This window comes from Rhodococcus sp. P14 (genome assembly GCF_000256505.1).
Classification (GTDB): domain Bacteria; phylum Actinomycetota; class Actinomycetes; order Mycobacteriales; family Mycobacteriaceae; genus Rhodococcus; species Rhodococcus ruber.
On record NZ_AJFC01000326.1, the window covers coordinates 1 to 26,339 of the forward strand.

General features: G+C 70.0%; 15 protein-coding genes. 4 read left to right on the plus strand and 11 right to left on the minus strand.

Features of this window, described 5'->3' with window-relative positions; all coding sequences use genetic code 11:
• From OEY_RS0123345 to OEY_RS0123360, 4 genes are all read left to right on the plus strand, one after another.
• Positions 1-3,158: arabinosyltransferase domain-containing protein (locus tag OEY_RS0123345; protein ID WP_010596181.1), on the plus strand; the 3,158-nt coding region annotated here is incomplete at its 5' end.
• A gap of 61 nt (positions 3,159-3,219) precedes the next feature.
• The gene (locus OEY_RS0123350) at positions 3,220-6,531 is read left to right on the plus strand and encodes an arabinosyltransferase domain-containing protein (RefSeq protein ID WP_010596182.1); all 3,312 of its coding nucleotides are present in this window, start codon (positions 3,220-3,222) and stop codon (positions 6,529-6,531) included.
• Positions 6,532-6,740: 209 nt separating this feature from the next.
• Entirely contained in the window at positions 6,741-7,175 is a 435-nt protein-coding gene (locus OEY_RS0123355; RefSeq protein ID WP_010596183.1) for a hypothetical protein, read from the plus strand.
• A gap of 183 nt (positions 7,176-7,358) precedes the next feature.
• Positions 7,359-8,309, plus strand: coding sequence for a hypothetical protein (locus OEY_RS0123360; protein WP_029540190.1), 951 nt, complete (start codon positions 7,359-7,361; stop codon positions 8,307-8,309).
• Positions 8,310-8,383: 74 nt separating this feature from the next.
• Here OEY_RS0123360 and OEY_RS0123365 read toward each other — a convergent pair whose 3' ends face one another.
• The 11 genes from OEY_RS0123365 to OEY_RS30050 form a co-directional block, all read right to left on the minus strand.
• Positions 8,384-9,928: an acyl-CoA carboxylase subunit beta gene (locus OEY_RS0123365; protein WP_010596185.1), complete on the minus strand. Its 1,545-nt coding sequence runs from the start codon at positions 9,926-9,928 to the stop codon at positions 8,384-8,386.
• 7 nt (positions 9,929-9,935) lie between these two features.
• On the minus strand, positions 9,936-14,930 hold the full coding sequence (pks13, locus tag OEY_RS0123370) for a polyketide synthase Pks13 (RefSeq protein ID WP_010596186.1): 4,995 nt from the start codon (positions 14,928-14,930) through the stop codon (positions 9,936-9,938).
• Between the two features lie 50 nt (positions 14,931-14,980).
• Positions 14,981-16,870, minus strand: coding sequence for a long-chain-fatty-acid--AMP ligase FadD32 (gene fadD32 / locus OEY_RS0123375; RefSeq protein ID WP_010596187.1), 1,890 nt, complete (start codon positions 16,868-16,870; stop codon positions 14,981-14,983).
• Positions 16,871-17,039: 169 nt separating this feature from the next.
• Positions 17,040-18,041 carry an LLM class F420-dependent oxidoreductase gene (locus OEY_RS0123380; protein WP_003937155.1) on the minus strand — a complete coding sequence of 334 codons (1,002 nt, stop codon included), beginning with the start codon at positions 18,039-18,041 and terminating at the stop codon, positions 17,040-17,042.
• Between the two features lie 150 nt (positions 18,042-18,191).
• Entirely contained in the window at positions 18,192-19,154 is a 963-nt protein-coding gene (locus OEY_RS0123385) for a cutinase family protein (RefSeq protein WP_003937156.1), read from the minus strand.
• Positions 19,155-19,165: 11 nt separating this feature from the next.
• Entirely contained in the window at positions 19,166-19,717 is a 552-nt protein-coding gene (locus OEY_RS0123390; protein WP_010596188.1) for a DUF732 domain-containing protein, read from the minus strand.
• A 152-nt stretch (positions 19,718-19,869) separates the two neighbouring features.
• Entirely contained in the window at positions 19,870-21,765 is a 1,896-nt protein-coding gene (locus OEY_RS0123395) for an alpha/beta hydrolase-fold protein (protein ID WP_272942273.1), read from the minus strand.
• Positions 21,766-22,047: 282 nt separating this feature from the next.
• Positions 22,048-23,058 (minus strand): alpha/beta hydrolase, encoded by a 1,011-nt coding sequence (locus OEY_RS0123400; RefSeq protein WP_029540191.1) that lies wholly within the window; start codon positions 23,056-23,058, stop codon positions 22,048-22,050.
• 307 nt (positions 23,059-23,365) lie between these two features.
• Positions 23,366-25,240, minus strand: a complete 1,875-nt coding sequence (zomB, locus tag OEY_RS0123405) for a flagellar motor control protein ZomB (RefSeq protein WP_010596190.1) — start codon at positions 25,238-25,240, stop codon at positions 23,366-23,368.
• 58 nt (positions 25,241-25,298) lie between these two features.
• Positions 25,299-26,204, minus strand: coding sequence for a decaprenyl-phosphate phosphoribosyltransferase (locus OEY_RS0123410; RefSeq protein WP_010596191.1), 906 nt, complete (start codon positions 26,202-26,204; stop codon positions 25,299-25,301).
• On the minus strand, positions 26,201-26,339 hold a 139-nt coding region (locus OEY_RS30050; protein ID WP_083847047.1), incomplete at its 5' end, for a phosphatase PAP2 family protein. The genes OEY_RS0123410 and OEY_RS30050, both read right to left, overlap by 4 nt.

Here is a 26,339-nt window from a genome sequence, read left to right on the forward strand (position 1 = left end):
CCACCGTCAGCTGGCCGCAGGGCAGCGACCTGACCAACATCGAGGCGCCCCTCGTCTCCTACGCCCCCCTCGAACTGCGCGCGAGCGTGCCTTGCTCGGCCTTCCCGCTGCTCGGCGACGAGGGTGGCACCCTGATCTCGACCGTGCCGCCGGACGCCCCCGACGCCACCGAGAACGCCCTCGTGATCCGCACGGTCCCCGGCACCGACGGTGGGCCCGCCGCCATGGAGGTGGTGCTGCGCAACTCGGTGGTCGTGTCGGCACCGATCGACGACGAGCACCGCTGCACAGCCGTCACCGTCGCCACCAACGCCGACCGCACCGCCGCCGAGATCGTCGGCCTCGGGCAACACGACGACGGGCACCACATCGCCACGCTCGACGGCGATCATCGGCCGCAGATGGTCGGCGTCTACTCCGACCTGCAGGGATCGGCGCAGGCCCTCACCTCCGGCCCGGACGCCGAGCGGCTGTCCGTCCGTGCCGCCCTCGACTCGCGGTTCACCTCCACCCCGACGCTGGTCAAGTTCGTCGCGATGCTCGTGTGCATCCTCGCGACCCTGCTGTCACTCGTGGCGCTGCACCGCCTCGACGGCGTCGACAACCGCCGCGCCCGCCGGATCCTGCCCGCCCACTGGTGGCGGTTCACCGCGGTGGACGCGGTCGTCGTGGGCACACTGCTGCTGTGGCACGTCATCGGCGCCAATACCTCCGACGACGGCTACATCCTCACCATGGCCCGCGCCTCCGACGAGGCCGGCTACATGGCCAACTACTACCGGTGGTTCGGTGTCCCCGAGGCCCCGTTCGGCTGGTACTACGACGTGCTCGTCCTGCTCGCGAAGATCTCCACCGCCAGCGTGTGGATGCGGCTGCCCGCCCTGCTCGCCGCGATCGCCTGCTGGATGGTCATCAGCCGCGAGGTCATTCCCCGGCTCGGTGTCGCCGTCCGCCGCAACCGCATCGCGCTGTGGACCGCGGGGCTGGTGTTCCTCGCCTTCTGGCTGCCGTACGACAACGGCCTGCGCCCCGAGCCCGTCATCGCGCTCGGCGCCCTGCTCACCTGGTGCTCGATCGAACGCGCCGTCGCCACCGGCCGCATGCTGCCCGCCGCGATCGCCGTGCTGCTCGCCGCTTTCTCCCTCGCCGCCGGACCCACGGGACTCATCGCGGTCGCCGCGCTCGTCGCCGGGGCGCGGCCCGTCCTCGTCCGGCTGGTCGGCCGCCGCCGGCTCGTCGGGGTGGTCCCGCCCCTCGCCGCCATCCTCGCCGCGGGCACCGTCGTCCTCGTCGTCGTCTTCGCCGACCAGACCCTCGCGTCGGTGCTCGAGGCGACCCGGGTGCGCTCGGCGGTCGGACCCAACGTGCCGTGGTTCGACGAACGGCTGCGCTGGGACGCCCTGCTGACCGTCTCCCCCGACGGATCCCTCAGCCGCCGGTTCGGCGTGTTCGTCATGCTGCTGTGCCTGGTCGTGTGCGTGATGCTGATCCTGCGCAAGGGCCGCATCCCCGGCACGGCCCTCGGGCCGTCGCGCCGCATCCTCGGCATCGTCTTCGCGTCCCTGCTGCTGATGATGCTCACCCCGACCAAGTGGACCCACCACTTCGGCGTGTACGCCGGACTGGCCGGATCCGTCGCCGCACTCGCCGCGGTCGGGGTCGGCGCCGTCGGCATCCGCTCGGCCCGCAACCGCGCGCTCTTCACCGCCGGGGTGCTGTTCGTGTTGGCGCTGGCATTCACCGGCTCCAACGGCTGGTGGTACGTCTCGAGCTACGGGATTCCCTGGTGGGACAAGCCGCCGTCGATCTCCGGACGCGCCTTCTCCACCGGCCTGCTGGCGCTGGCCCTCGTCGCGCTGGGCGTCGCCGCCTGGTTCCATCTGCGCGAACCGTTCGCCACCCCGAGACCCGACCGCAACGGCCGCGTGAAGGCGATCGCCTCGGCGCCGCTGACCGTCGTCGCCGCGGGCGTCGTCCTGTTCGAGGTGCTCTCGCTCGTCAAGGGCGCGGTCGCGCAGTACCCGGCGTACTCGATCGCCCGGTCCAACGCCGCCGCCCTGACCGGCGGCAGCTGCGGACTCGCCGACGACGTCCTCGTCGAGACCGACCCGAACGCCACCGCGCTGGCCCCCGTCGACGGCGACGTCGCCGGGGCCCTCGGCGCCGGCACCGCCGACGGCTTCACCCCGAACGGCGTCGCCCTCGACCTCACCGCCGACGAGGAGATCTCCACCACGGGCGGCGCCAACACGGTCGACACCGAGGAGGGCGGCACCACCACCTCCACGGGCGCCGGCACCGGCGGCGGCCGCGGTGCCGCCGGCATCAACGACAGCACCGTCGCGCTGCCGTTCGGCCTGGACCCCGCCCGCACCCCCGTGCTCGGCAGCTACCGCGCCGGCGCGCAGCAGGAAGCCGTGCTCGAGTCCGGCTGGTATGCGCTGCCCGACCGCACCGACGCCACGCCGCTGCTGGTGGTCACCGTCGCCGGCCGCGTGCACTACGTCGACCCCGACGGCGTCCTCACCCCCGGTGCGGACGTGCTGCTCGAGTTCGGCCGGACCGGCGACGGTTCGAGCGTCGAGCCGCTGGCCCGCGTCGCGCCCATCGACATCGGACCGTCTCCGTCGTGGCGCAACCTGCGGGTGCCGGGCGACCGGATCCCCGCCGACGCCGACACCGTCCGCCTGGTGGTGACCGACGGCAACCTGGCCCCCGACCAGTGGGTGGCGGTCACGCCGCCGCGGATGCCGCGCCTCGAGACCCTGAACACCGTCGTCGGCTCCACGGCACCGGTCCTGCTCGACTGGTCGGTGGGGTTGGCGTTCCCCTGCCAGCGTCCGTTCGACCATCGCTACGGTGTCGCCGAGGTCCCCGAGTTCCGGATCCTGCCCGACCGGGTCGGGGCCGACTCCACCAACGGCTGGCAGGACGACATCGGTGGCGGCCCGCTCGGCTGGATACCGCTGCTGCTCACCGCCGAGACCGTTCCCACCTATCTGAACCACGACTGGGACCGCGACTGGGGCTCGCTGGAGCGATACTCACCCATCGATCCGAGCGCGAGGACTGCCGAGATCACCACCGAGGACGTCGTCCGCTGGGGCTGGTGGACACCCGGCCCGATCCGCGACGGTGTGCCCGTAATGCGTGAATGAGGTCCTACGCGTCGGTAGGGACGGTGCGTCCGCTCATCTGCGCCCGATACCATCGACAATCGTGCCCGACGACGTGACCACAGTTCCCGCCCCCTCCGCAGCCGTGCCCCGGCCGCCGGTTGCCCGGGATCTGCGGGCGCAGTACCGCACCGCCCGGCTCGTCGCCACGGTGGCGGGCCTGCTCGGTGTGCTCCTCGCCGTCGCGACCCCGTTCCTGCCCGTCAAGGTCACCGAAGCCACCGTCACCTGGCCGCAGAACGGCTCGACCGGGCCGGTCGAGGTGCCGCTCATGTCGCAGGTGCCGCTGCAGCTGAGCGCGACCGTGCCGTGCACCGCCGTCGCGAGCATGCCGCCCGGCGGTGGCATGCTCCTCGCGACCGCACCACCGAGCGGTGAGGGCGCCGCACTCAACGCGATGTTCGTGCGGGTGGGCGCCGAGAACGTGGACGTTCTCGACCGCAACGTCGTCGTGGCCACCGCCCCGCGCAGCGACGTCGAATCCGCCGCGTGCACCGAGATCAGCATCTTCTCCGACGTCGACCGCACGACCGCGGAGTTCGTCGGCCTGAGCGACGAGAACGGCAACCCGCGCGCCGGTGAGCTGACCGGCGACCTGCGCCCCCTCGTCGTCGGCGTGTTCAGCGACCTGGACACCACGGTGCCCGGCATGTCGGTGACCGTCGACGTCGACTCCCGGTTCTCGTCGTCGCCGACGGTGGTCAAGCTCCTCGCGATGATCCTGGCGGCCCTGTCGACCGCGCTGGCGATCGGTGCGCTCGCCAAACTCGACGGCACCGACGGCCGGGGGCATCGCCGCTTCCTGCCGTCGCACTGGTGGAAGTTCACCGGCGTCGACGCGGTCGTCGTCGGCACACTCCTCGGGTGGCACTTCTTCGGGGCGAACACCTCCGACGACGGCTACCTGCTGACCATGGCCCGGGTCTCCGAGCACTCGGGCTACATGGCCAACTACTTCCGCTGGTTCGGCGTCCCCGAGGCCCCCTTCGGCTGGTACTACGACGTGCTCGCCGCGTTCGCCGAGGTCTCCACCGCCAGCGTCTGGATGCGGCTGCCCGCCCTGCTCGCCGGCATCACCTGCTGGATGGTGATCAGCCGCGAGGTGGTGCCCCGCCTCGGCCGCGCCGTCCGGCACAACACCGTCGCGCTGTGGACCGGCGGCCTGGTGTTCCTCGCCTTCTGGCTGCCCTACAACAACGGCCTGCGCCCCGAGCCGATCGTCGCGCTCGGCGCCCTGCTGACCTGGTGCTCGATCGAACGGGCGATCGCCACGGGTCGGCTGTTGCCGGCCGCGACGGCGGTGGTGATCGGCGCGTTCACCCTCGCCGCCGCCCCCACCGGCCTGATGTGCGTCGCCGCCCTGCTCGCCGGCATCCGGCCCATGACCCGCATCGTGGTGCGCCGCCACCGCGAGGTCGGGACGCTGCCGCTGCTCGCCCCGATCGCCGCCGCCGGCACCCTCGTGCTCGTCGTCGTGTTCTCCGACCAGACCCTCGCCGCCGTGCTCGAGGCCACCCGCGTGCGCACGATCATCGGCCCGAACGAGGAGTGGTGGAACGACTTCCTCCGCTACTACTACCTGTTCGTGCAGACCGTCGACGGCTCGCTCGCCCGCCGGTTCGCGTTCCTCGTCATGCTGCTGTGCCTGTTCACGTCGCTGCTGGTGCTGCTGCGCCGGCGCCGGATCCCCGGCGTCGCGACGGGACCGTCGTGGCGGCTGATCGGCATCGTCTTCGGCACGATCTTCTTCATGATGTTCAACCCCACGAAGTGGACCCACCACTTCGGGGCGTACGCGGGCATCGCGGGGTCCCTCGCGGCCCTCACCGCGGTCGTCGTCTCCGCGAGCGCGCTGCGGTCGCGGCGCAACCGCACGATCTTCCTCGCCGGACTGCTGTTCGTGCTGGCCGTGTCGTTCGCGGGCATCAACGGCTGGTGGTACGTGTCGAGTTACGGCATCCCGTGGTTCGACAAGACCGTCTCCTTCAAGGGCAACCAGTCCAGTTCGCTGTTCCTGATCCTCTTCGGGCTCGCCCTCGGGCTCGTCGCGTGGCAGTACCTGCGGGAGGGCTACGCGCCGCCGCAACCCAGACCCACGACCCGCAAGGGCCGCCGGATCCGCAAGTTCGCCGCGGCGCCCCTGACCGTCGTCGCCGGAGCGATGGTGCTCTTCGAGGTGCTGTCGCTGCTCAAGGGCGCGGTATCGCAGTATCCGGCGTATTCGCTCGCCCGGTCCAACGTCGGCGCGCTCGCCGGCCAGACGTGCGGGCTGGCCGACGACGTCCTCGTCGAATCGGACCCGAACTCCGGTCGGCTCGCGCCCATCGTCGACCCGGACAACCCACCCCGCGGCGGCGACGCCCTCGCCGGAGCCGAACCCGTGGGCTTCGATCCCAACGGCATCCCGTCGGACCTCACGGCCGACTACGTCGAGGTCAAGCCCGGCCAGGGCAACACCGACAACCAGAGCGTCGGGCCGACGTTCGAGACCGGCGCCGGCGGCGGCACCACCGGCGGCACCGGGGCGCGCACCGTCAACGGCTCGGACGCCAAGCTGCCGTTCGGCCTCGACCCGGCCGTGACCCCCGTGCTCGGCAGCTACCAGGAGGGCGTGCAGGAACCGGCGTTGCTCACGTCGAGCTGGTACGGGTTACCCGAGCGCACCGACGACGCGCCGCTCGTCGTCATCTCGGCGGCCGGTCGCATCTGGTCCGTCGACGACACCGGCGCCACCACCTACGGCCAGTCGCTGCTTGTCGAGTACGGCAGGCGCCTGCCCGACGGCACCGTCGAACCGCAGGGCACCTACCTGCCGCGCGACATCGGGCCCGCGCCGTCGTGGCGGAACCTGCGCATCCCGCTGTCGGAGCTGCCCGCCGACACCGACGCCGTCCGCATCGTCGCCAACGACCCCAACCTCACGGGCGACCAGTGGCTGGCGTTCACACCGCCGCGCGTGCCGAAACTCGAGACGCTCGACACCGTGGTCGGCTCGGAGCAGCCGGTGCTGCTCGACTGGGCGGTGGGCCTGCAGTTCCCGTGCCAGCGTCCGTTCGACCACCGCTACGGCATCGCCGAGATGCCGAACTACCGCATCCTGCCGGACCGACCCCTGGCCGTGTCCTCCACCGACACGTGGCAGTCCGCGGACAACGGCGGACCGCTGGGCTTCACCGAGGCCCTCGCGCGCCCCGAGCAGATCCCCACGTACCTGAAGGACGACTGGGCCCGCGACTGGGGCTCGCTCGAGCGGTACGTGCGGTTCTACCCGGACGCGGTGCCGGCCGAGCCGCAGACCGAGACGGTCACCCGCTCCGGGCTGTGGAACCCGGGCACGCTGCGCGTGTACGAGTAGGCCACCCGCTGCCGTCGCATGCGGTCCTCTCGCGCCTTCCGGACCGAATGTCACACCGGTTCGGCTCCATCGACCGAATGTGACATTCGGCCAGTCGCGCCGCCGGTAACGTCGTCCGTTTCGGGCGCGATGTCACGAATGTTCGATTCTGCTCGATCGCGAACTGTTCATCGGGCCAGCGGGGGTGGGCCGGCTACGGAAGGAACTGTATGTCGAAGAAGCGTGCATTCGGACTCGCGGCGGTTACCGCCGCGGTTCTCGGCGCCGGAGTGGCGACTGCCCCGGTAGCCGTCGCCGCTCCCGAAAATGCCACCACGCTCACGCGTGTCATCGGATCGGGCGAGTCCGGCTCGTTCGGTTACGGCGGAGCCTTGGTGAACGAGGCGGTCACGGTGCGCGTCGACCCCGACGAGCCCGGCATCAGCTGGTTCGGCGGCAGCATGTGGTGCTACTGCAAGATCTCCTGGACCAACATCACCACCGGGGCCAGCGGAACCAACGAACTCCCGTCCCGGCCGGTGCTCGGCGGAGGAATGACCGGTACGCCCCGCGCCGAGACCGGCTCCGGCCGAATCGTCGCCACCGTCACCGTCCCGAACGGCTTCACGTACCTGCCGGGAGTCGGGACCTGGGTCGTCCCCTGACCGTCCGGACCGAATGTCACATCGCTTCGATTGCATCGAACCCATGTGACATTCGGTCCGTCCGTCGGTCCGCCTCGGTCCGCCCGCGACGGGTAGTCCACAACCTCACCGTTCATCCACAGATTTCGCCCACCCTCCCGTTGCACCCCTCGAGCGCGGCATTTCCCGGTGATCATGGGCGGCATGAGACGCGGAACGTGGGGGGACGACGTCGAACAGCTCGTCGGGCTGAGTGTCAACGGCATCATCCGCACCTCGACACTGTTGGGATGCGGGATGAGCAGCAGCACCATCTCCGGTCGTTGCCGGAAGGGTGGTCCGTGGCAACGGATTCTGCCCGGTGTCGTTGCGCTGCACAGCGGCCCGCTCACGCAACTGCACAGACAGACGGCAGCGCAGATGTACGGAGGCGACGAGGCCGTCATCTCGGGCCACGCCGCGCTCGGCGTGCACGGATACGCCCCCTCGGCGACGAAGAGCGACATCCTGCTACTCATCCCGCAGAATCGGCATCGCAGGAACTTCTCGTTCGTCACCGTCGAACGTAGTTGGCGTGTACCCGAACCCGTACGCAAGGGCACACTGCGGATCGCACCCGTCGCGCGCAGCCTGCTCGATGCCGGACGGCGGACGTCACGAACGGACGACTGCCGCGCCTTGTTCGCCGCCGCACTCCAACGCGGCGATGTCACCGTGGACCACCTGGCACGCGAACTCGCAGACGGCAGCAGTCGGGGAACCGCAGTGCCCCGCAAGGTGATCCAGGAGCTGGTCGACGACGCGCATTCGGTCGCCGAGATCGAGGCCCAGAAGCTGTACTCCACCTCGGGTCTTCCCCCGATGGTGCACAACCGGGAGGTCGAGGACTCGAACGGAACTTGGATCGCCCGTCCGGACGGCTGGCTCGATGCCGTGGCACTGGCGTGGGAGATCGACTCGTTCGCACATCATCTCAGCGCAAGAGACCACGAGGCAACGATGCGGCGCCGGGCGGTCATGCAGCGGCACGGGATCATCGTCGTCACCCATCTGCCCAGACAGATCCGGCACGAACCGGCGATCGTGCTCGCCGATCTTGCGGCGGCCTACCGGCAGGGTCTCGAACGTCCACGACCCGACGTGCGGGTTCGGTAGCCCCGCGAGGCGAACCGAATGTCACATTGCGTCGATACGATCGACGCAATGTGACATTCGGCCCACCAGAAGGGCTAGAGCGGAAGCAAGTGATGCTTGCGCGGATTCTTGAACACCTTCTTGTCGCGCAGCAACGTCAGCGCCTTGCGGATCTCCAGACGCGTCTTGTGCGGCTCGATCACCGCATCGATGTAGCCGCGCTCGGCCGCGATGTACGGCGTCGCGATGTGCTCGTTGTAGAAGTTGATCAGCTGCTGACGGACCGCCGGAGCGTTCTCGCCGGCCGCCTCGATCTGGCGACGGCCGATGACCGCTACCGCACTCTCGGCGCCCATCACCGCGATCCGCGCCGTGGGCCACGCGAAGTTCACATCCGCGCCGAGCTGCTTGGAGCCCATCACCGCGTAGCCACCGCCGTAGGACTTGCGTACCACCACGGTCACCTTCGGCACCGACGCCTCGACGAACGAGAACAGGAACCGGCCGCCGCGCTTGATGACCCCGATCTTCTCCTGCTCCACACCCGGCAGGAAGCCGGGGGTGTCGACGACGAACACCAGCGGAATGTCGTACGCGTCGCACACCCGCACGAAATGCGCGGCCTTGTCCGAACTCGCCGCGTCGAGCGCCCCGGACAGGTACAGCGGCTGGTTCGCCACCACCCCGACGGGCCGGCCGTCGACGCGGGCGAAGCCGGTGATGATGTTCGGGGCGACCTGCGAGCGGATCTCGAAGAAGTCGCCGTCGTCGAAGATCTTGAGCAGGACGTCGTGCATGTCGTAGCCGGAGTTGTCGGCGTCGGGCATGAACGTGTCGAGCTCGAGATCGTCCGGCGTGATCTCCGGTTCGAGGCCCGGATTGATCACCGGGGGCTTCTCCTGCGCGTTCGACGGCATGTAGCTCAGGTACTTGCGGGCCCACTCGAACGCGGCCTTCTCGTCCGGCGCGACGTGGTGCACGTTGCCGTACTCGGCCTGCTTACGGGCGCTGCCGAGTTCGTCGAGGCTGACGTCCTCCCCGGTGACGGACTTGATGACGTCCGGGCCCGTGACGAACATGTACGCCTCTTCGGTGGCGACGACCACGTCGGTGTTGATGGGCGCGTACACGGCACCCCCGGCGCACTTGCCCAGGATGATCGACACCTGCGGGCACAACCCCGACAGCGGCTCGTGCCGCTTGCCCAGTTCCGCGTACCACGCCAGCGACGTCACCGCGTCCTGCACCCGGGCACCGCCGGAGTCGTTGATGCCGACCACCGGGCAGCCGATCTTCAGCGCGAAGTCGAGGATCGCGGCGACCTTGCGGCCGAACATCTCGCCGACGCTGCCACCGAACACGGTCTGATCGTGCGAGAACACCGCGACGGGCCGGCCGTCGACGGTGCCGTGACCGACGACGACGCCGTCACCGTAGAGCGCGTCGTCACGGCCGGGCGTCTTCATGAGCGCCCCGATCTCGACGAAGCTGCCCGGGTCGAGCAGCATGTCGATGCGCTGTCGCGCACTGGGGATGCCCTTGGCGGCGCGTTTGGCCACCGCGGCCTCCCCGGCCGGCTCCTTGGCGATCTCGAGATTCTTGCGCAGCTCGGCCAGCTTCTCGGCCGTCGTCGTGGTCACTACTCGATCAGCTCCTCGTGGCCTCGATGTCGGCCAGCTTGCGTGTCAGGTCGGCCCCCACCTTCCCGATGTACGGCTCGTCGACCACCTGGAGGTGATCGCCGCCGACACGGATGACCTCCAGATTACGGACCGACTCACCCCAGCCACCGTCGGGCTGCCTGGTCCCGAATGCGGGCTCGAGTTCGATGGCGTCGTCGTGGTAGCGGTCCGCCATGTACAGCACCACGTCGCCGTCGTACGGCTCGAGCTTCGCCGTCTGGATGGCCCGGTTGTCCAGCCACGACGTGCGCTGGTGCTCGATGATGCCGCCGGGGATCCTCGTGCCGCTCATCTTGAGCAGGTCCATGAGGATGCGCACCTGGCCCTCGTCGTCCGTCGCGGCGAGCTTGTCGTACGGCAGCGGAGCGTCGACCCCGTAGGTCTTCTTCGCGAACTGCGCGTACCGCTGCCAGCGGGCGGTGATCTCCTCGGGGGTGTCCTCGACCTTCTGCCCGGCCATCACCGTGTCGATGAGGCCGACGAGCCGCACGTCCTTGCCCTCCGCGCGCAGCAGCCGGGCGACCGCGTAGGCGAGCACACCGCCCAGCGACCAGCCGTACAGCACATACGGACCGTCGCCCTGGATCTCCTTGATCTGCGGGAGGTACTCCTGGGCACGCTGCTCGATCGGGCCCTCGGTGCGTTCGAAGCCGTACATCGGGGTGCCCTCGGGCAACCGGCGCAGGAGCGGCTCGTACACGACGGTGGATCCGCCGGCGGGGTGGAACACGAACACCGGCACGGCGTCCGAGCCCTCGGGCCGCGGGCGCAGCGTACGGACGAGCCCGTCGATGCGATCCGCCGATTCGAGGTGCCGGCGCACGCTCTCGGCGAGCTGCTCGATGGTCTCGGCGTCGAGCACGTCGTCCACGGTGATCTCGCCGTTCGCCCGCTCGGTCAGCCGGGCGGCGAGGCGTTCGGCCGTCTCGTCGTCGAGGATCGGCAGGGTGTTGAAGATGCCCTTCGCCGACTGCCCGGTGATCACGGCCCACGTCGCGAACGTGAGCCGCTCGGCGGCGTCGCGCGGCGGCACGTCGGTGCCGGATGCCTCCGCGACCGCCTGCCGGTCGGTGACGTCGGTGGCCTTGTCCGCTTCGGTGCTCGCAGCGGTCTCACCGCTCTTGCCTGCCTCTGCGGCCTCTGCGGCCTCGAGGATCGCCTCCGCCTCGTGCACCACCCCGGTGTCCTCCACCGGCGAGACCGCAGGCAGCTCGAGCGACGCGTCCTCCCGAGCGGCGGTGTCGCGGTCGGCGGCCTGCTGGGCGGCGAGCGCGGCGACCTCCTCGCGGTTCTCCACGGCGTACCGCAGGTACTTCGCGACGTCGCGCAGGCTGGCGTCCTTCACCGCGGCGAGCTGCAGCTGCGGGATGTCGAACTCGTACTCGACGCGGTTCTTGATCCGCACCGCCATGAGCGAGTCCAGCCCCAGCTCGATCAGCGGAATCTCGACGGGCAGATCCTCGGGCGCGTACCCCATCGATTCGGCGACGATCAGCGCCAGCCGATCCTCGAGGGTCTGCGACCCGTTCGGATTCCACTTGTCGCCGAAGCTCTCCACCACCTCGGACAGCGTCTCGACCGGCCCGGTGGAGCGCTCGGCCGGCGCGGGCGTCGGGGCCGGCAGCGCGTCACCGGAGGCGACGACCGCATCGAACAGCAACCGGAACTCGCCGTCCGCCGCGTCCCGGCCGTGCACGTGCAGCGACGCGCCGCCGAGGTGCCGGGTCAGCGTGGTGGTGAGGGTGCCGGTGGCGGGGACGTCACCGTACGGCACGGACGCGGTGAGGGTGACGTCGGCGAGCACCTGCGACGCGGCGGCGACGGCGAGTTCACCGAGGTCGGTGACCGCGTCGGCGCGCACCTCCCACACGTGCCGGCCGTCGGGCAGCGCGACGTGCGCGCCGGGCACGCGGGCACTGCCGCCGGTCCCGATGCGGGTCTCGAGCCAGAACGGCTTGCGCAGGAACACCGTCCGCGGCAGGTCGGCGTACGCGCCGGCCGGGAGCAGGCTGTGCAGGTCCACGGTGTGGCCGTGCACGTACAGCTGCGCGAGGGCGGTGAGCACGCCCAGCGGCTCGTCCTCCTTGCGCTTGAGGGTCTGGATCAGCTGGGTGTCGATGACCCCGGCCGCGTACGCCGTCGCGGCCACGGACATCAGCGCGACCGGATTGGGGGCCAGCTCGACGAAGGTGGTGTGCCCGTCGGTGACGGCCAGCTTGACCGCATTGGTGAAGTAGACGCTGTGCCGCAGACCCTTGGTCCAGTACTCGACCTGGTGGATGCCCTCGTGCCCGGCGCGGTAGTGGGTGTCCTGGTCGACCGACGAGTACACGTCGACCTTCAACCGGTGCGGCTCGATGCCGGCGAGTTCGGCGGCGAGCTCGCCGAGGAGCGGATCCACCTGCGAGGTGTGGCTGGCGCCCTTGGTCTGCAGCACGCGGGCGAGCTTCTCCTCCGACTCCGCCCGCGCGACGATCGCGTTGACCTCGTCCTGCGGGCCGCCGATGACGGTGTGCGTCGGCGCCGCGTAGACGCAGACCTCGAGGTGCGGGTAGTCGGTGAGGACCTGCTCGATCTCCGCGGCGCTGTACTCGACGAGCGCCATGAGCCGGATGTCGTCGCCCTCGAGCAGCGCCTCGGCCTCGCCCATCAGGCGCGAGCGCGCGCAGATGACGCGGACGGCGTCCTCGAGCGACAGCCCACCCGAGATGTATGCCGCGGCGGCCTCACCCATGGAGTGGCCGACGACGGCGGACGGCTCGGCGCCGTGGTGACGCAGCAGCTTCGCGAGGGCGACCTGGATGGTGAAGATGCCGACCTGCGAGGTCTCGACGTCGTAGTCCTGGGCGTCGTCGAGGAACTTCTCCTTCATGGAGTAGCCGGCCTCGTCCTCGATCAGCTCGTCGATCTCGTCGACGGCCGCCGCGAACAGCGCGTTCTCGAGGTACAGCTGCTTGGCCATCTTGCGGTGCTGCGATCCGAACCCGGACAGCACCCACACCGGCCCGTTGGCGGCGGGGGCGTCGGCGGAGAACACGCCCTGGGCGGGCTTTCCGGCGGCGACGGCGCGCAGCCCGGCGATGGCCTCGGCGCGGGTCGTCGCGATCACGACGGCGCGCGAGCGGCCGTGGTTGCGGCGGGAAAGGGTGCGGGCGACGTCGGCGAGCGGCGTGGTGCTGCCCGCCTCCGTCTCGAGCCAGTCGGCGAGGTCGGCGGCGGCCCGGCGACGGCGCGACGGCATCGCCGCGGACACCGCGAGCAGCACCGGGCGCTCGGCGTTCTCGTCCGAGCGAATGTGCCCCTCAGCTCCTTCAGCCGACGGAACGACACCTTCGCTCGGCTCTGCCACGGGCGCCTCGTCCGGCCCGGCCGGCGCCGCTTCGGGGCCGGTGTACTCGCGGACCACGACATGGGCGTTGGTGCCGCCGAAGCCGAACCCGGAGACGCCGGCGATCGCCTTGCCGGTGTAGCGCGGCCACTCGGCGCCCTCGGGGATGACCTTCAGGCGGGCCTGCTCGAACGGGATGTACGGGTTCGGCGCCGTGTAGTTCAGCGTCGCCGGCAGGTGGTTCTCCTGCATCGCGAGGACCACCTTGATCAGGCCCGCCGCGCCGGCGGCCGCCTCGAGGTGGCCGAAGTTGGTCTTCGCCGAACCGAGCAGCGCCGGCTTGTCGGCGTCGCGGCCGCGGCCAACGACCCGGCCGAGGGCGTCCGCCTCGATCGGATCGCCGAGCACGGTGCCGGTGCCGTGGGCCTCGATGTAGTCGACGCCGGACGGCAGGATGCGCGCGTCCCGATAGGCGCGGCGCAACACGTCGACCTGGGCCTCGGGGTTCGGTGCCGCCAGCCCGTTGGAGCGGCCGTCCTGGTTGACGGCGGAACCGGCGATGACGGCGAGCACGGTGTCGCCGTCCCGCTCGGCGTCCTCGAGCCGCTTCAGCACGACGAGGCCACCGCCCTCGGCGCGGACCATGCCGTCGGCGTCGGCCGAGAAGGCCTTGATGCGGCCGTCGGGGGCCTGCACGCCGAGCTGGTCGAAGCCGAGTGTCGCGGCCGGCGCGACGAGCATGTTCACGCCGCCCGCCAGCGCCACGTCGGCGTCGCCGTCGCGCAGGGCCCGCACCGCCTGGTGCACGGCCACGAGCGACGACGAGCATGCGGTGTCCAGGGCGACGGACGGGCCGCGGAAGTCGAAGAAGTACGAGACCCGGTTGGCGACGATGGACGTCGCCGTGCCGGTCAGCGCGTACGGATGCGCGGCGGACGGGTCGCTCACCGCGAGGAGCTGGTAGTCGTTGGCGGAGCTGCCGATGAACACACCGACCGGGCGGCCCTTGAGGTCGCTGGCCGGAATGTGGGCGTGCTCGAGCGCCTCCCAGGTGAGTTCCAGAGCGAGGCGCTGCTGCGGGTCGACCATCTCGACCTCGCGCGGCGACATCGCGAAGAACTCGGCGTCGAAGCCCTTGACGTCGTCGAGGTACCCGCCGCGGGTGTTGGCCGCGGCGATGGCGGACGAGATCTGCGGGTCGTCGGCGAACTCGGACCACCGTCCCTCGGGGAGGTCGGTGATCCCGTCGCGGCCCTGCGCGAGCAGCTCCCACATCTCGGCGGGGGTGCTCACGTGCCCGGGCAGCCGGGTGGCGAGACCGACGATCGCGATGTCGTGTGCCCGGCCGGCCGGACCGGCGGCGTAGAAGGCGCTGTCGTCACCCTCCGGGAGCTCGGGCTCGCCCTCGATGATGCGCGTGGCCAGCGACGCGATGGTGGGGTGCTGGTAGGCGATCGTCGCGGTGAGGGTGACGCCGAGCAGTTCCTCGATCTCGCCGCTGAGCGCGACGGCGTCGCGGGACGAGAGACCGAACTCCTCCATCGGACGATCGTCGGAGATCTGTGCCACCGGTTGCCCGGTGGCCTCGGCGATCCAGTTCCGCAGCCATTCGCGCAGCTGCGCGACGGTCATTTCAGTGTCAGCCATCAACCCACCACGCTACCCGGGAAAGAGAACAATGTTTAAACGCTATCGGGGAAGGCCTGCTGCGTGTAACCGCCGCGCAGGGTTCCCTCGATGTACGCGGCCTTGCACGCGCGACGCGCTATCTTGCCGCTCGACGTGCGCGGAATAGACCCGGCCGGAACGAGCAGGACGTCGCGTGCGGTCACGCCGTGCCGCGCCGAGATCGCCGCCCGCACGGTATCCGCGACCGGCTGCGGATCCGCCTTGCCCGCGCCCGGCGCACGCTCGGCGACGATGACCAGCTGCTCCGAGGCATCGTCGGCGTCGAACTGCAGGCCCGAGTGCGAGTTCTCGAACACCACCTGCGGCAGCTGGTTGGCCGGCACGGCGAAGGCGGCGACGAAGCCGGGACGCAGCGCGGAGCTGGCCTCCTGCGCCGAGAACTCCAGGTCCTGCGGGTAGTGGTTACGCCCGTCCACGATGACCAGGTCCTTGACGCGGCCGGTGATGTACAGCTCGCCGTCGACGTACACGCCGTAGTCGCCGGTGCGCAGCCAGTGCGCGTCGGCAGGCGTGCCCTCGGCGTGACTGCCGTCGGTCAGGCGGTCGGCGATCGTGTTGTGGAAGGTCTCCGCGGTCTCCTGAGTTCGTCCCCAGTACCCGATGCCGATGTTCTCGCCGTGCAGCCAGATCTCCCCGACGTGCCCGTCCGGCACCTCGGCGGCGGTCTCCGCGTCGACGATCGCGGCCCACTGGCTGCGCGCGACGTAACCGCAGGAGACCTGCGCGATGGCGTTCGGCGCCTCCTTGTCGACCTTGACGATGCGGCCGGCGCCCAGCTGGTCGCGGTCGACGTAGATGACCTTGGCCTCGTCGGTGTGCCGGGTGGACGAGACGAACAGCGTCGCCTCCGCCATGCCGTACGACGGCTTGATCGCGGTCTTCGGCAGGCCGTACGGCGCGAATGCCTCGTTGAACTTGCGCATCGAGGAGGTGGTCACCGGCTCGCTGCCGTTGATCAGGCCGATCACGTTGCTCAGGTCGAGGGTCTCACCCGGCTTCGGCAGTCCTCGCGCGGCCGCGTGCTCGAACGCGAAGTTCGGCGCCGCGGCGAACGTGCCGGCGCCGTCGGAGACCGCAGCGAGTTCCTTGATCCACCGGCCCGGCCGCTGCACGAAGGCGCGGGGGCTCATGATGGTGATGTACTTGCCGCCGATCGCCGGCAGGATGATCGTGAGCAGGCCCATGTCGTGGAACAGCGGCAGCCACGTCACACCACGCGAACCCTCGTTGAGTTCGATGGAGTCGGCCATCTGGATGCAGTTGGTGAGGACACCGCGGTGGGTGATCTCGACGCCCGCGGGCACCCGGGTCGATCCGGAGGTGTACTGCAGGTAGGCGATGTCGTCGGTGCCGATCCGGGGTCGCGTCCACGACTCGGCGACGGTGTCGGGAATCGCGTCGACCGCGATGATGCGGGGGCGCTGCGCGGCGGGCAGCGGCCGGAAGAACTGCCGGACCCCGGCCGCGGAGGTGGTGGCGGTGAGGATGGCGCTGGGCGTGCAGTCGCCGAGGACGGCATGCAACCGGTCGGTGTGGCCCGGCTCGTCGGGGTCGAACAGCGGGACGGCGATGGTGCCGGCATAGATGGCCGCGAAGAAGGAGACGACGTAGTCCAGGCCCTGCGGGGCGAGGATGGCGACGCGGTCGCCGGGCTCGGTGACCTGCTGCAGCCGGGCCGCGATCGCGCGCAGGCGGACCCCGAACTGCTGCCAGGTCAGCTCGTGGACCTCACCGTCACGTTCCCGCGAGTAATCGATGTAACGGTACGCAAGATCGTCGCCGTTCTCGGCGAAATGCTGCTCGAGGTGGTCGAGCAGAGTGTTGCCGTCGGGCAACACGATCTGTCCGTTCTCATCGATGAACTCTTCGAACCCGACGCTCATTCCTTCTCCCTGTCGAAGCGATCCCACAACCACTCGACATGGTTGCGCCCCGTCCTTGTCCTCGCGCTAGCGGATCGTCGTACCTGTACAGCTCAACAGCATCCGGCCGTGCGTCTCACGAATCTGTCCATCGATCCGAAATCACGATTATGTTACAGATCCGCATCGGTCATTCCCCCGCCAACAGCGGAATCACCGGTGCGAACGCCTCCATCTGAGTGGGGAAGACCCCCACATAGGACATCCCTGTCTTCGCCCGCACGTTACGGATCTGCTCGGCGATCTCCTCGTAGGAACCGATTGCGAGATACGGCGATTCGAGGATCTCGTCCACGGTGAGCCGGACGTCCACCTCGATGTTCGGGGGGAAGCCCTGGTCGAGAGCAGCCAGTGCCATCTCGGCAGTCTGCTCCCGATCATCCGTGACGAGAATCATCGTGATGGTCCAGTTCAGCTCGATGTCATCGAACCGATCCCCCGCTGCGCGACGGATCACGTCCACCCGCTCCACAGTCTTGCCCATCGTGATCCCCGACAGCAACAAACGGCCGTCCCGATTCGTGGGCGTGGCCACCGAGATGATGTCGGCGTACTTCGCCGCCAGGGCGAGCATCTTCGGTCCCCCGCCGCCGACCGCGATGGGCGGGCGCGGGCCCTGCCGCGGACGCGGACTGCCCTTGAGGCCGTCGATGCGGTAGTGCTTGCCCTCGAAGTTGCATTCCCGGCCGCGCAGGAGCACGTCCAGGATCTGCAGGGTCTCCTCGAGCTTCTCGATCCGGACGCCGGGACGTTCGTAGGCGATGCCCGCCTTGTCGAACTCCTCCTTCATCCACCCTGCGCCGATCCCGAGCTCGAGCCGGCCGCCCGAGAGGACGTCGACGGTCGCGGCGTCCTTGGCCAGGATCGCGGGATGCCGGAAGCCGTTCGCGAGGACGGCGGTGCCGAGGCGGATCTTGTCGGTGGCGACAGCGAGCGCACCGAGAGCGGCCATGGGTCCGACCTGGTTGCCCAGGTGGTCCGGGATCATGAAGCTGTCGTAGCCGAGTTCCTCGGCCTTGCGCGCCAGCTCGACGAAGCGCCGGGCACCGCCCTCCTCGGCATTGCCCTCGCCACCCGCGGCGAAACGGAACTTCCGCGGTTGCGTGACAGCCGAGCCGTCGGTGGCGCTCATCGAACCTCTTCTCGTGTGGCAGTGGTCGCGCGTCACGCCCCGGAAGGACTTCCCGGGTCGTGACCGAAGGTCGAGTCTAAGCGCCGACCGACCAGTGAGTGTATCGGGTGGTGATCCCCGACACTACCGGCCGGTAACAACGAGGAGTGATCACTCCTCGGGAGGGGTCGGCGCCTCCTCGATCTTCTCGCTCGCCCAGTTCGCCACCCACTGCGTCGCCGTCGTACCCGAATCGTCCACGACGAAGGTGTTGTACAGCGCGTGCACGGGGTTGTTCATGTACTCGAGCAACCGCGGCGCGCTGGCGAGCCAGTTGCCGGGATTGAGCGCATTCGGCGGGGCGTCGCAGATCCCGTCCGTCGGTGCACAGATGTCCACCACCTTGTCCTCGAGCTCGCCGAATCCACCCGGCCGCGCGCCGGTCATGGTGATCCCCGGCAGACGCAATCCGTTCAGCGACAGCTCGGCGCCGACACCCGCGACGGGCGGCCCGATCGTCTCGACCGTCCCCGGATCGCGACGGCCGTCGGCGATGAGCGCCACCCCGAGCACGCGGTCCGCCGGAACAGGCCCGTCACCGGCACCGATGCGCGACGCGACGTCACCCGCGATGACCGCGCCCTGCGAGAATCCGGTCAGCACGTAATTGGTCAGCGGGCACTCGGCGAACCGTCGCTCGAGGATGTCCTCGGTCGCCGCGGTGCCGGCCGTGCGGCTGTTGTTGTAGGACTGCTGACCGTCCGGCGGGAGCGCCACCGGATTCGAGAACTGGGCCACGTACGGAACGGTGTACACATCGGCACGCTGCGCGTCGAAGCGCTCCTGCAGCGGACGCGTGACGTTCAGCATCAGCGAGAGCGGATTGAACGTCGGGTTGTACGGATCGTCCCAGGCGGCCGACTCCCACGTGCCCGGCACCGCCACCACCTGGACGTCGGGGCACGAGGCCGGCTGCGCCTGGGGCTTCTCGGGCCCGAGCGGCCCCGGCGGCCCCGGCACCGGGAGCCGGCCCGCGAGGATGTACCACATCGCGAGCACGGCCGCCAGGACGACCAGGATCCCGAGTACGAGGATTCCCCGCCTCCGGCGTCGTTGCTTCGCTCGGGCCGTCATGGTTGCTGCTCCTAGCAGAAGGTGTCGCGGGCGACGGTGATGTAGACGTCGGCGGTCGTCGCGGCGTCGGCGTCGGAGATCTCCTTGCCGGCGGCCGTGGCCTCGCTGCCCACTGCGGCGGTGACGATCGTCTTGATCTCCTCGGGCGAGCTGCCCTGTGCGGTCGCGGCGCAGATGTAGTTGGCCGTGTTGATGGCGATACTGCCGTCGGCGGCGGGTTCCACGCCCCGCTCGCGCAACCCGTCCAGGAACGCCTGGCCGCGGTCGTCCACCGGCACCTCGGCCGGGCCCGGGAATCCGGGTTCGGTCTCCGGCTGCGCCGGGGGTGCGGTGGCGGCCTCGCCCGGACTGGTGGTGGCCGCGCCCTCGGGAGCGGTCGTCGTCGCCTTGGCGGCGGTGGTCTCGGCGGCGGATGTCGAGGTGGTCGCCGACACGGACGTCGACGGGGTGTTCGTCGCCGTGGAATCGTCGCTTCCGCAGGCGCCCAGGAGGGCGGTGGCGGCGAGCGCCGCGGCGCCGGCGCCCAGGACGCGGGTCAGGCTCGAACGGGTCCGTGCAGGCATGTGGTGGTGTCCTCGCATCCAATCGTCGGAAATGGGCAGTGCCCAGGCTACAGATGCGAACCGGGCGGTGACCGCGACCCGTGCGTCGCGGTCACCGCCCGATCCGGTGGTTGCGGGCCGCCGCGGCGGCACCGGAACTGCGGGTGACGATCCTAGGGGCGGACGGTGGCCACGTTGTCGACCACCGTGACGAATCCACCCTGGAAGTTCTGCTGGACACCGCCGGGGATGGGGAACTCGTCGCCGACGGGGAAACCGAGGCGACCGTTCTCGTATCCGGCGCTCTTCCATGCGTCGAACACAGGCCCGGTCCGAACGGACCAGGCGCCGCTGAGCGGACTCCAGTAGATGTTGCCGCCCTCGAACTCGTTGAACCGGCCGCCGTCCTTGACGGGGATCTCGCTGGTCTTCGGGAATCCGAGCCAGCTGTTCTCGTAGCCGAGTTCGGCGTACTTGCCCATGATCATCCCCTGCACGGCGTGGGCGCCGAGCGGCTCGGTCCAGTAGAGGGCGCCGATCTCGAAGCCCTGCACCCCTCCGGGCTTGTTCGGGGTGGCCACCTCGTCGGCCCCCGGGTAGCCGAGCGGACCGCCCTCCCAGCCCCGGCGCGCCCACTCGTCACGGATGGCGCCGCGCACGGCGTGCGCCCCGGTCTGCGGGGTCCAGTAGATCGAGCCGTGCTGGAAGTGGTTGAACCGGCCGCGGCCGTCGGGGGTGCCACGTTCCTCGGTGGTCGGGTAGCCGAGCGGACCGGCCGGCCCCCCGGCGGCCTGGTAGGCCCCGCCGACGGCACCCGCCACCGGGCGGGCGCCGCCCTCGGTGGAGGAGAAGATCCGGCCGAAGCGGAAGTCCTGGACGCGCCCGCCCGCGACGGCGTACTCCGGTGTGAGGCAGTCGCCGATCCACGGGGCGGCGGCGTCGCCGATCGCGCCGGATGCGCTGCAGTTCGGCTTCGTGACCTCCACGCCGAGGGCGTTGGCGAGCTGCGGCCACAGCTGGTGCAGCTCGAATTCCCAGTACGGCCACGAATGGGTGCCCGACGGCCGGTAGACCACCTGCGCGGGGATGCCGACCTTGTTCAGTTTGGTGGCGAACGCCTGCGAGGTGAGCCGCGACAGGATCTCGAGGCCCATGCCGGCATAGTTCGTGCTCACGCCCGGGACACCCGACGGCTGGTCGTACGGTCCGGTGCTGCCGCTGCCGCTCGAGACGTACAGGCTCACGCCCTCGAGCTTGTCCGCGAGCAGGTAGGGATCGTGGGCGGCCCACTGCTCGCCGCCGGGGGTACCCCACATGGCCGACGAGTCGAAGCCGCCGGCGTCCTGCATCGCGTACTGGATCGCCTGCGGCATGCCGAGGGTCGTGGTGGTCAGGATGCCGGAGAGCGACCCCGCGAACTTGAAGAAGCCGGGGTTGCGCGCAGGCAGGAACATCGCGGCGGTGCCGCCCATCGACAGGCCGACGACGCCGCGCTCCTTCGTGGTGCGCCAGTTGCCCTCGAGGATCGGGGGAAGTTCCTTGGTGAGGAACGTCTCCCACTGGTAGTTGCGCCCGTTGTTCTGGTCCACCCAGTCGGCGTAGAAGCTGGACTGTCCGCCCACCGGCAGCACGACGTTGACGTTCTTGTCCGCGAAGAAGGCCTCGGCGTCCGTCTCGATCGTCCAGCCGTTCTCGTCGTCGCGGGCGCGCAGGCCGTCGAGCATGTAGACGGCGGGGAACCGCGCTTCCGGTTCGATGTTCCAGTCCCGGGCCAGCAGCAACTGCACCTGGATGGGCGTGCCCATCGCCGGCGAGTTCACCCACAGGGCCACGCGCCGGTCGGTCAGCCAGTCCACCCGCTGCACCGTCACCCCGGACGGGGCCTGCGCGGCGGTGGGCTCGCTGCGGTCCACCGGCACCGCGTACGCGGCACCGACGGCGAGGGTTCCGGCGACGAGCGGGGCGACGAGGGCTGCGGCGACCGCCCCGAGGACCCGCCGGCTCCGTCGTGCGGGCGGCACCGGCTGCCGGGCGCGCACGGTTCGACGTCCGCCAAGCACAGTTCGCATCGGCATCGCTCACTTTCTGCGTTGCTGGGGCGTCGACGGGCGACCGGGCCCCGCGTCTCGAAGACTGTTTCTACACGTGAACGGGCGCCGGGTGGGGGTGCCGCGCTGTGACGGCTGTGGTTTTTGTCAACTATCCGGGGTTTTTGTCAACTGTCCGGGGTTTTTGTCAACTGTCCGGGGTTTTTGTCAACTATCCGGGAAACGGCGCATGCCGCCCCTCGTCCCTCTCGGGTCGTGGGGCGGCATGCGGACCGTCAGTGTGTGCCGGGTGGTTCGGCGCGATCAGTAGGCGTTCAGTGCCTCGAGGATCTGGGGACGAGCCTTCCACAGCTCCTCTTCCCAGTACTTCCAGGAGTGCGTGCCGCGCGCCGGGAAGTCGAAGCGGGCCTGGATGCCGAGGGTGGCCAGCTTGATCTGGAAGGCACGGGTCTGGGCGAGGGCGAGCGCCTCGAGGCCCATGGCGTTGGCGGTGTTGTAGACACCCACCAGGCCCTGCGGGTTGTCGTGCTGACCGGGCAGGCCGCTGGCCGCCGAGATGTACATCGACAGGCCGGCGAGCTTCGGCGCGAACACGAACGGATCGTTGCGCAGCCAGGCCGGGCTCCACGGCGGGCCCCACATGGAGTCGACGTTGAAGCGGCCGGCGTCGAGCATCGCGACGCGGATGGCCTCACGCATGCCGGGAGCCGACAGGTTCAGGTATCCGGAGAGCGACGACGCGAACTTGAACTGGTCGCGGTGGTAGGCGGCCAGGGTCAGCGCGGCGCTACCGCCCATCGACAGGCCCAGGATGCCGTTGTTGCTGCGGGAGACGCCGCGGGTGGCGAGGTAGTCCGGCAGGTTCTCGGTCAGGAACGTCTCCCACTTGTAGGTGACGTCCTGGCCGTTGAGGTTGCTGGGCGCGTACCAGTCGGTGTAGAAGCTCGACTGGCCGCCGACCGGCATCACCAGGGTGACGTTGTCGTTGGCGAACTGGTCGCGCGCGTTGGTCTCGAAGCTCCACGCGTTCGCGTCGTCCCGGGCGCGCAGGCCGTCGAGCAGGTACAGCGCCGCGTCACCGCCGCGGGCGGCCCACTGGATCTGCACCTTGATCGGGCCCATGTCGGAGTCGACGAAGACTTCCTCGAACCCACCGGCCGGTGCCCGGTGCGAGATCGGGGTGGCGGCTGCGGGAGCGGCGAGCGCGGCGGTGCTTCCGGCGACGCCGGCGGCAACCGGCAGAACGAGGGCTGCGGCGCCCACGCCGAGCACGCGCCTGCGGAGGCGCTGCGACAACCTCGGGACAAAACGCATGAACAATGCTCTCTTTCTCGATCTGCGGCGTCCGCGTGCGCGTCCCCCGTCGGATACCGGCGGCGACGACCGAGCGGGCCGTCACAAGTCACACTGCGGTCAAGACTGTAAAGGACACCGTGGGCTCTGACAAACCCTTGGTAACCCAGGTCGACGAACCGTGTGTCGGCTTCGATATCGGCCCACACTGCCGATGCGTTACTCGTCCGTTATCGGCTGTGATCATACCGAGATAATTCCGGCGGTCTACTCCGGGCCGCCCGGAACGAAACGACGCCGGTGTGATTCGCAGCCCGGACGCCCGCGTTCAGCCCCCGTCACGTGGGGGCGGAAGCTCGAGGCCGCAGCGCTGGATCTCGTATTTCGGCACCCGGTCGAGTCGATAGTCCGCATATTCGAACGAATTGCGAAGATTTCGCTTGAACAGCGGCCAGGTCAATTCCGCGCGGGAGGACGCGAGCAGTTCCTGCGTCTGCGGACACGTCAGCGCCACCTGCGCCTGCGCCACCCAGTCCTCGTCCAGGTAGGCGGGCAGCCACGGGTGCACATCCACCATCCCCGTGTCGGCGACGACCCAGTCGGAGTAGAGCAGCTTGTCGTGCCCGATGCGCCCGTCCTCGAGCCGCTCGGTGTGCGCCGCCAACGGGTATGCGAGCCCCATCTGATCGAGCACCTGCACGTCGAGCCCGACGTTCATGCTGGTCATGCCGAGGTTGAGGAAGTACACGGTGTGGCCGGCACCGCCCGGCGGTACCGGTTCCGGCGGCGGGACGACGTCCCAGGCGTCGAACGACGGTGTCGGCAGCAGCAGGCCGCCGTCGGGGGTGTTCGAGATCGCCTCGACCATCGCCCGCATGCGCGGATAGTCGAGGTAGTCCTCGGCCCGGACGGGATGCAGATGGCCGGTGTTGAGGGCGTAGAACGCCCGCTCGTCGACGATCCCGGAACGGCCCACCACCGCCCCCTCGGGCATTCCGGTGGTGTTCGCCGCGATCGCCGACCACACCACCACACCGAGCCACAACGCGCCTGCCGCACCCGCGACGGCCGTCGTGCGAGTGCGGCCGATCTCGGTGGGAACACGCAACGGAATCACGGCGACGGGAACGAGCAGACAGAACAGCGGCGGTAGCAGCACCCGGCCGTGCATGAAATCACCGCCGACACGAAGGGCGTAGAGCGTGAGCAACACCCCGGCGCCGAGCATGAAGACGACCACGGCGGACGGAGTGCGCAACGCCCGCTGCGCGCGGACCGCGAACGAGGCTTCCGTGTGACGGATTTCACGTTTCGACGCACCCGGTGCGAGCGGTGTCCGGTCGCGCCACGCGAGCGCGGCACCGAGCAGCAGCAACAGCAACGGCAGCCACAACAGGTACGGGCTCACCAGGTTCCCGAGATACTCGAAGCCCTGCGACCACTTCGCGCCGCCCGCATCCTTGGCCACCGCAGTGTTCGGGTAGGGCAGCCCGTAGTAGCCCATCCGCCAGATCTGATAGGCCACCGGCACGGCACCGGCCACCGCCACCATCGCGATCCGCACCCGCCACGTGAGGCCCGCGGCGAGGAAGAGCATGAGCAGGGCCGGAAGCGCGAGAAGTGCCAGTTCGGGACGCACGAGCGGGCCGAGGCCGGCCACGAACGCCGTCGCCAGCACCGACGGCGCCGACGGGGTCCCCGGCGCCGTCGCCCACCGCACGAGCAGCAGCCACAACAGGGCGATCCAGCAGATCACCAGCCCGCTCTCGAGGCCGGAGGTGGCGAAGTCCCGCGCCGGGGGCACCGCGATGTAGACGAACATGCCGGCGGGCACCAGCAGGAAGGTGGCGCCGCCGCCGCCCCGCAGCCGCCACCGGTACAGCCGGCCCGTGCCGAGCATCGCCAGCACCACCGCCGCGGTCGACAGCACGAGCGCCGTGGCCAGGACCACGTACTCGAGCCGCACCCCGGTGAGCCAGCCCATCGCGTACACGAGATACGTCCACAGGGTGGACGTGTTCGCCTCCACGCGGTCGCCGGCGTTGAACACCGGGCCGTTGCCGGCCAGCAGATTGCGCACGGTGCGCAGCACGATGAGGCCGTCGTCGGCGATCCAGCGGCGCTCCCACGCGCCCCAGAACATCAGCAGGGCCGCCAGCGCGACTCCACCGGAGAACACCGCGGTCGGCACCCACGGCCGCATGCCGTCCCGACGGGCCGGCCGGGCCCGGCGGGCCGGGGTGCCGAGATCCTCGTCGAGGTCAGAAGAGGTAGACAGCACCGCCGACCGCCCCGATCCAGGCCACCGCGAGGAGTTGCAGCACCCGGTCCTTCAGGGCGATCTCCTCCGGTTCGCCGGCCTCCCCGCCGTCCACGTCGACCGCGTACCGCAGGATCGCGATCACGAACGGAACCATCGAGATCGCGAACCAGTTGGTGTCGTTGGCCTGGTCGCGTTCGAACGCCCACAGGCCGTAGCAGATGACGACCGCCGTCGCCGACAACGTCCACACGAACCGCAGGTAGGTGCCCGTGTAGTACTCGAGCGACTTGCGGATCTTCGCGCCCGTCCGCTCCGCGAGACGCAGCTCCGCGTACCGCTTGCCCGCCGCCATGAACAGCGAACCGAACGCCATGATCAGCAGGAACCACTGCGACAGGAGGATCTCCGCGGCCACACCACCGGCGATCGCGCGGAGGAGGAACCCGGACGAGACGATGGCGATGTCCAGCACCGGCTGGTGCTTGAGCCCGAAGCAGTAGGCCAGCTGGACGGTGATGTAGACGGCCATCACCACCGCGAGCTGCCAGTTCGCCAGGAACGACAGGCCGATCGAGCCGACCAGCAGCACCACCGCCATGCCGTAGGCCAGGTTCACCGGCAGCACGCCGGCGGCGATCGGCCGGAACCGCTTGGTCGGGTGGGCGCGGTCGGCCTCGACGTCCATCGCGTCGTTGACCAGGTAGATGCCCGAGGCGGCCATGCAGAACACCACGAAGGCCAGGGCGACCGGGATCAGGACGTCCACCTCGGTCGCCGAGCCGGCCGCGAGCGGCGCCGCCAGCACCAGCACGTTCTTCACCCACTGCCGGGGGCGGACCGCCTTGACGATGCCCTCGGCCAGATTCTTCGGAGGTGCCGCGACGGCTACCGGTTCCTCGCTCATCTCTCTCCAAACTTCTTCTCGGCCCGCACGACGGCCGCGGCGGACGCGGCGCCGAGCGCAGCCCCCGCCAGCACGTCCGTCGGATAGTGGACTCCGAGCACGAGGCGGGACAGCAACATCGGCGGGGCCCACACC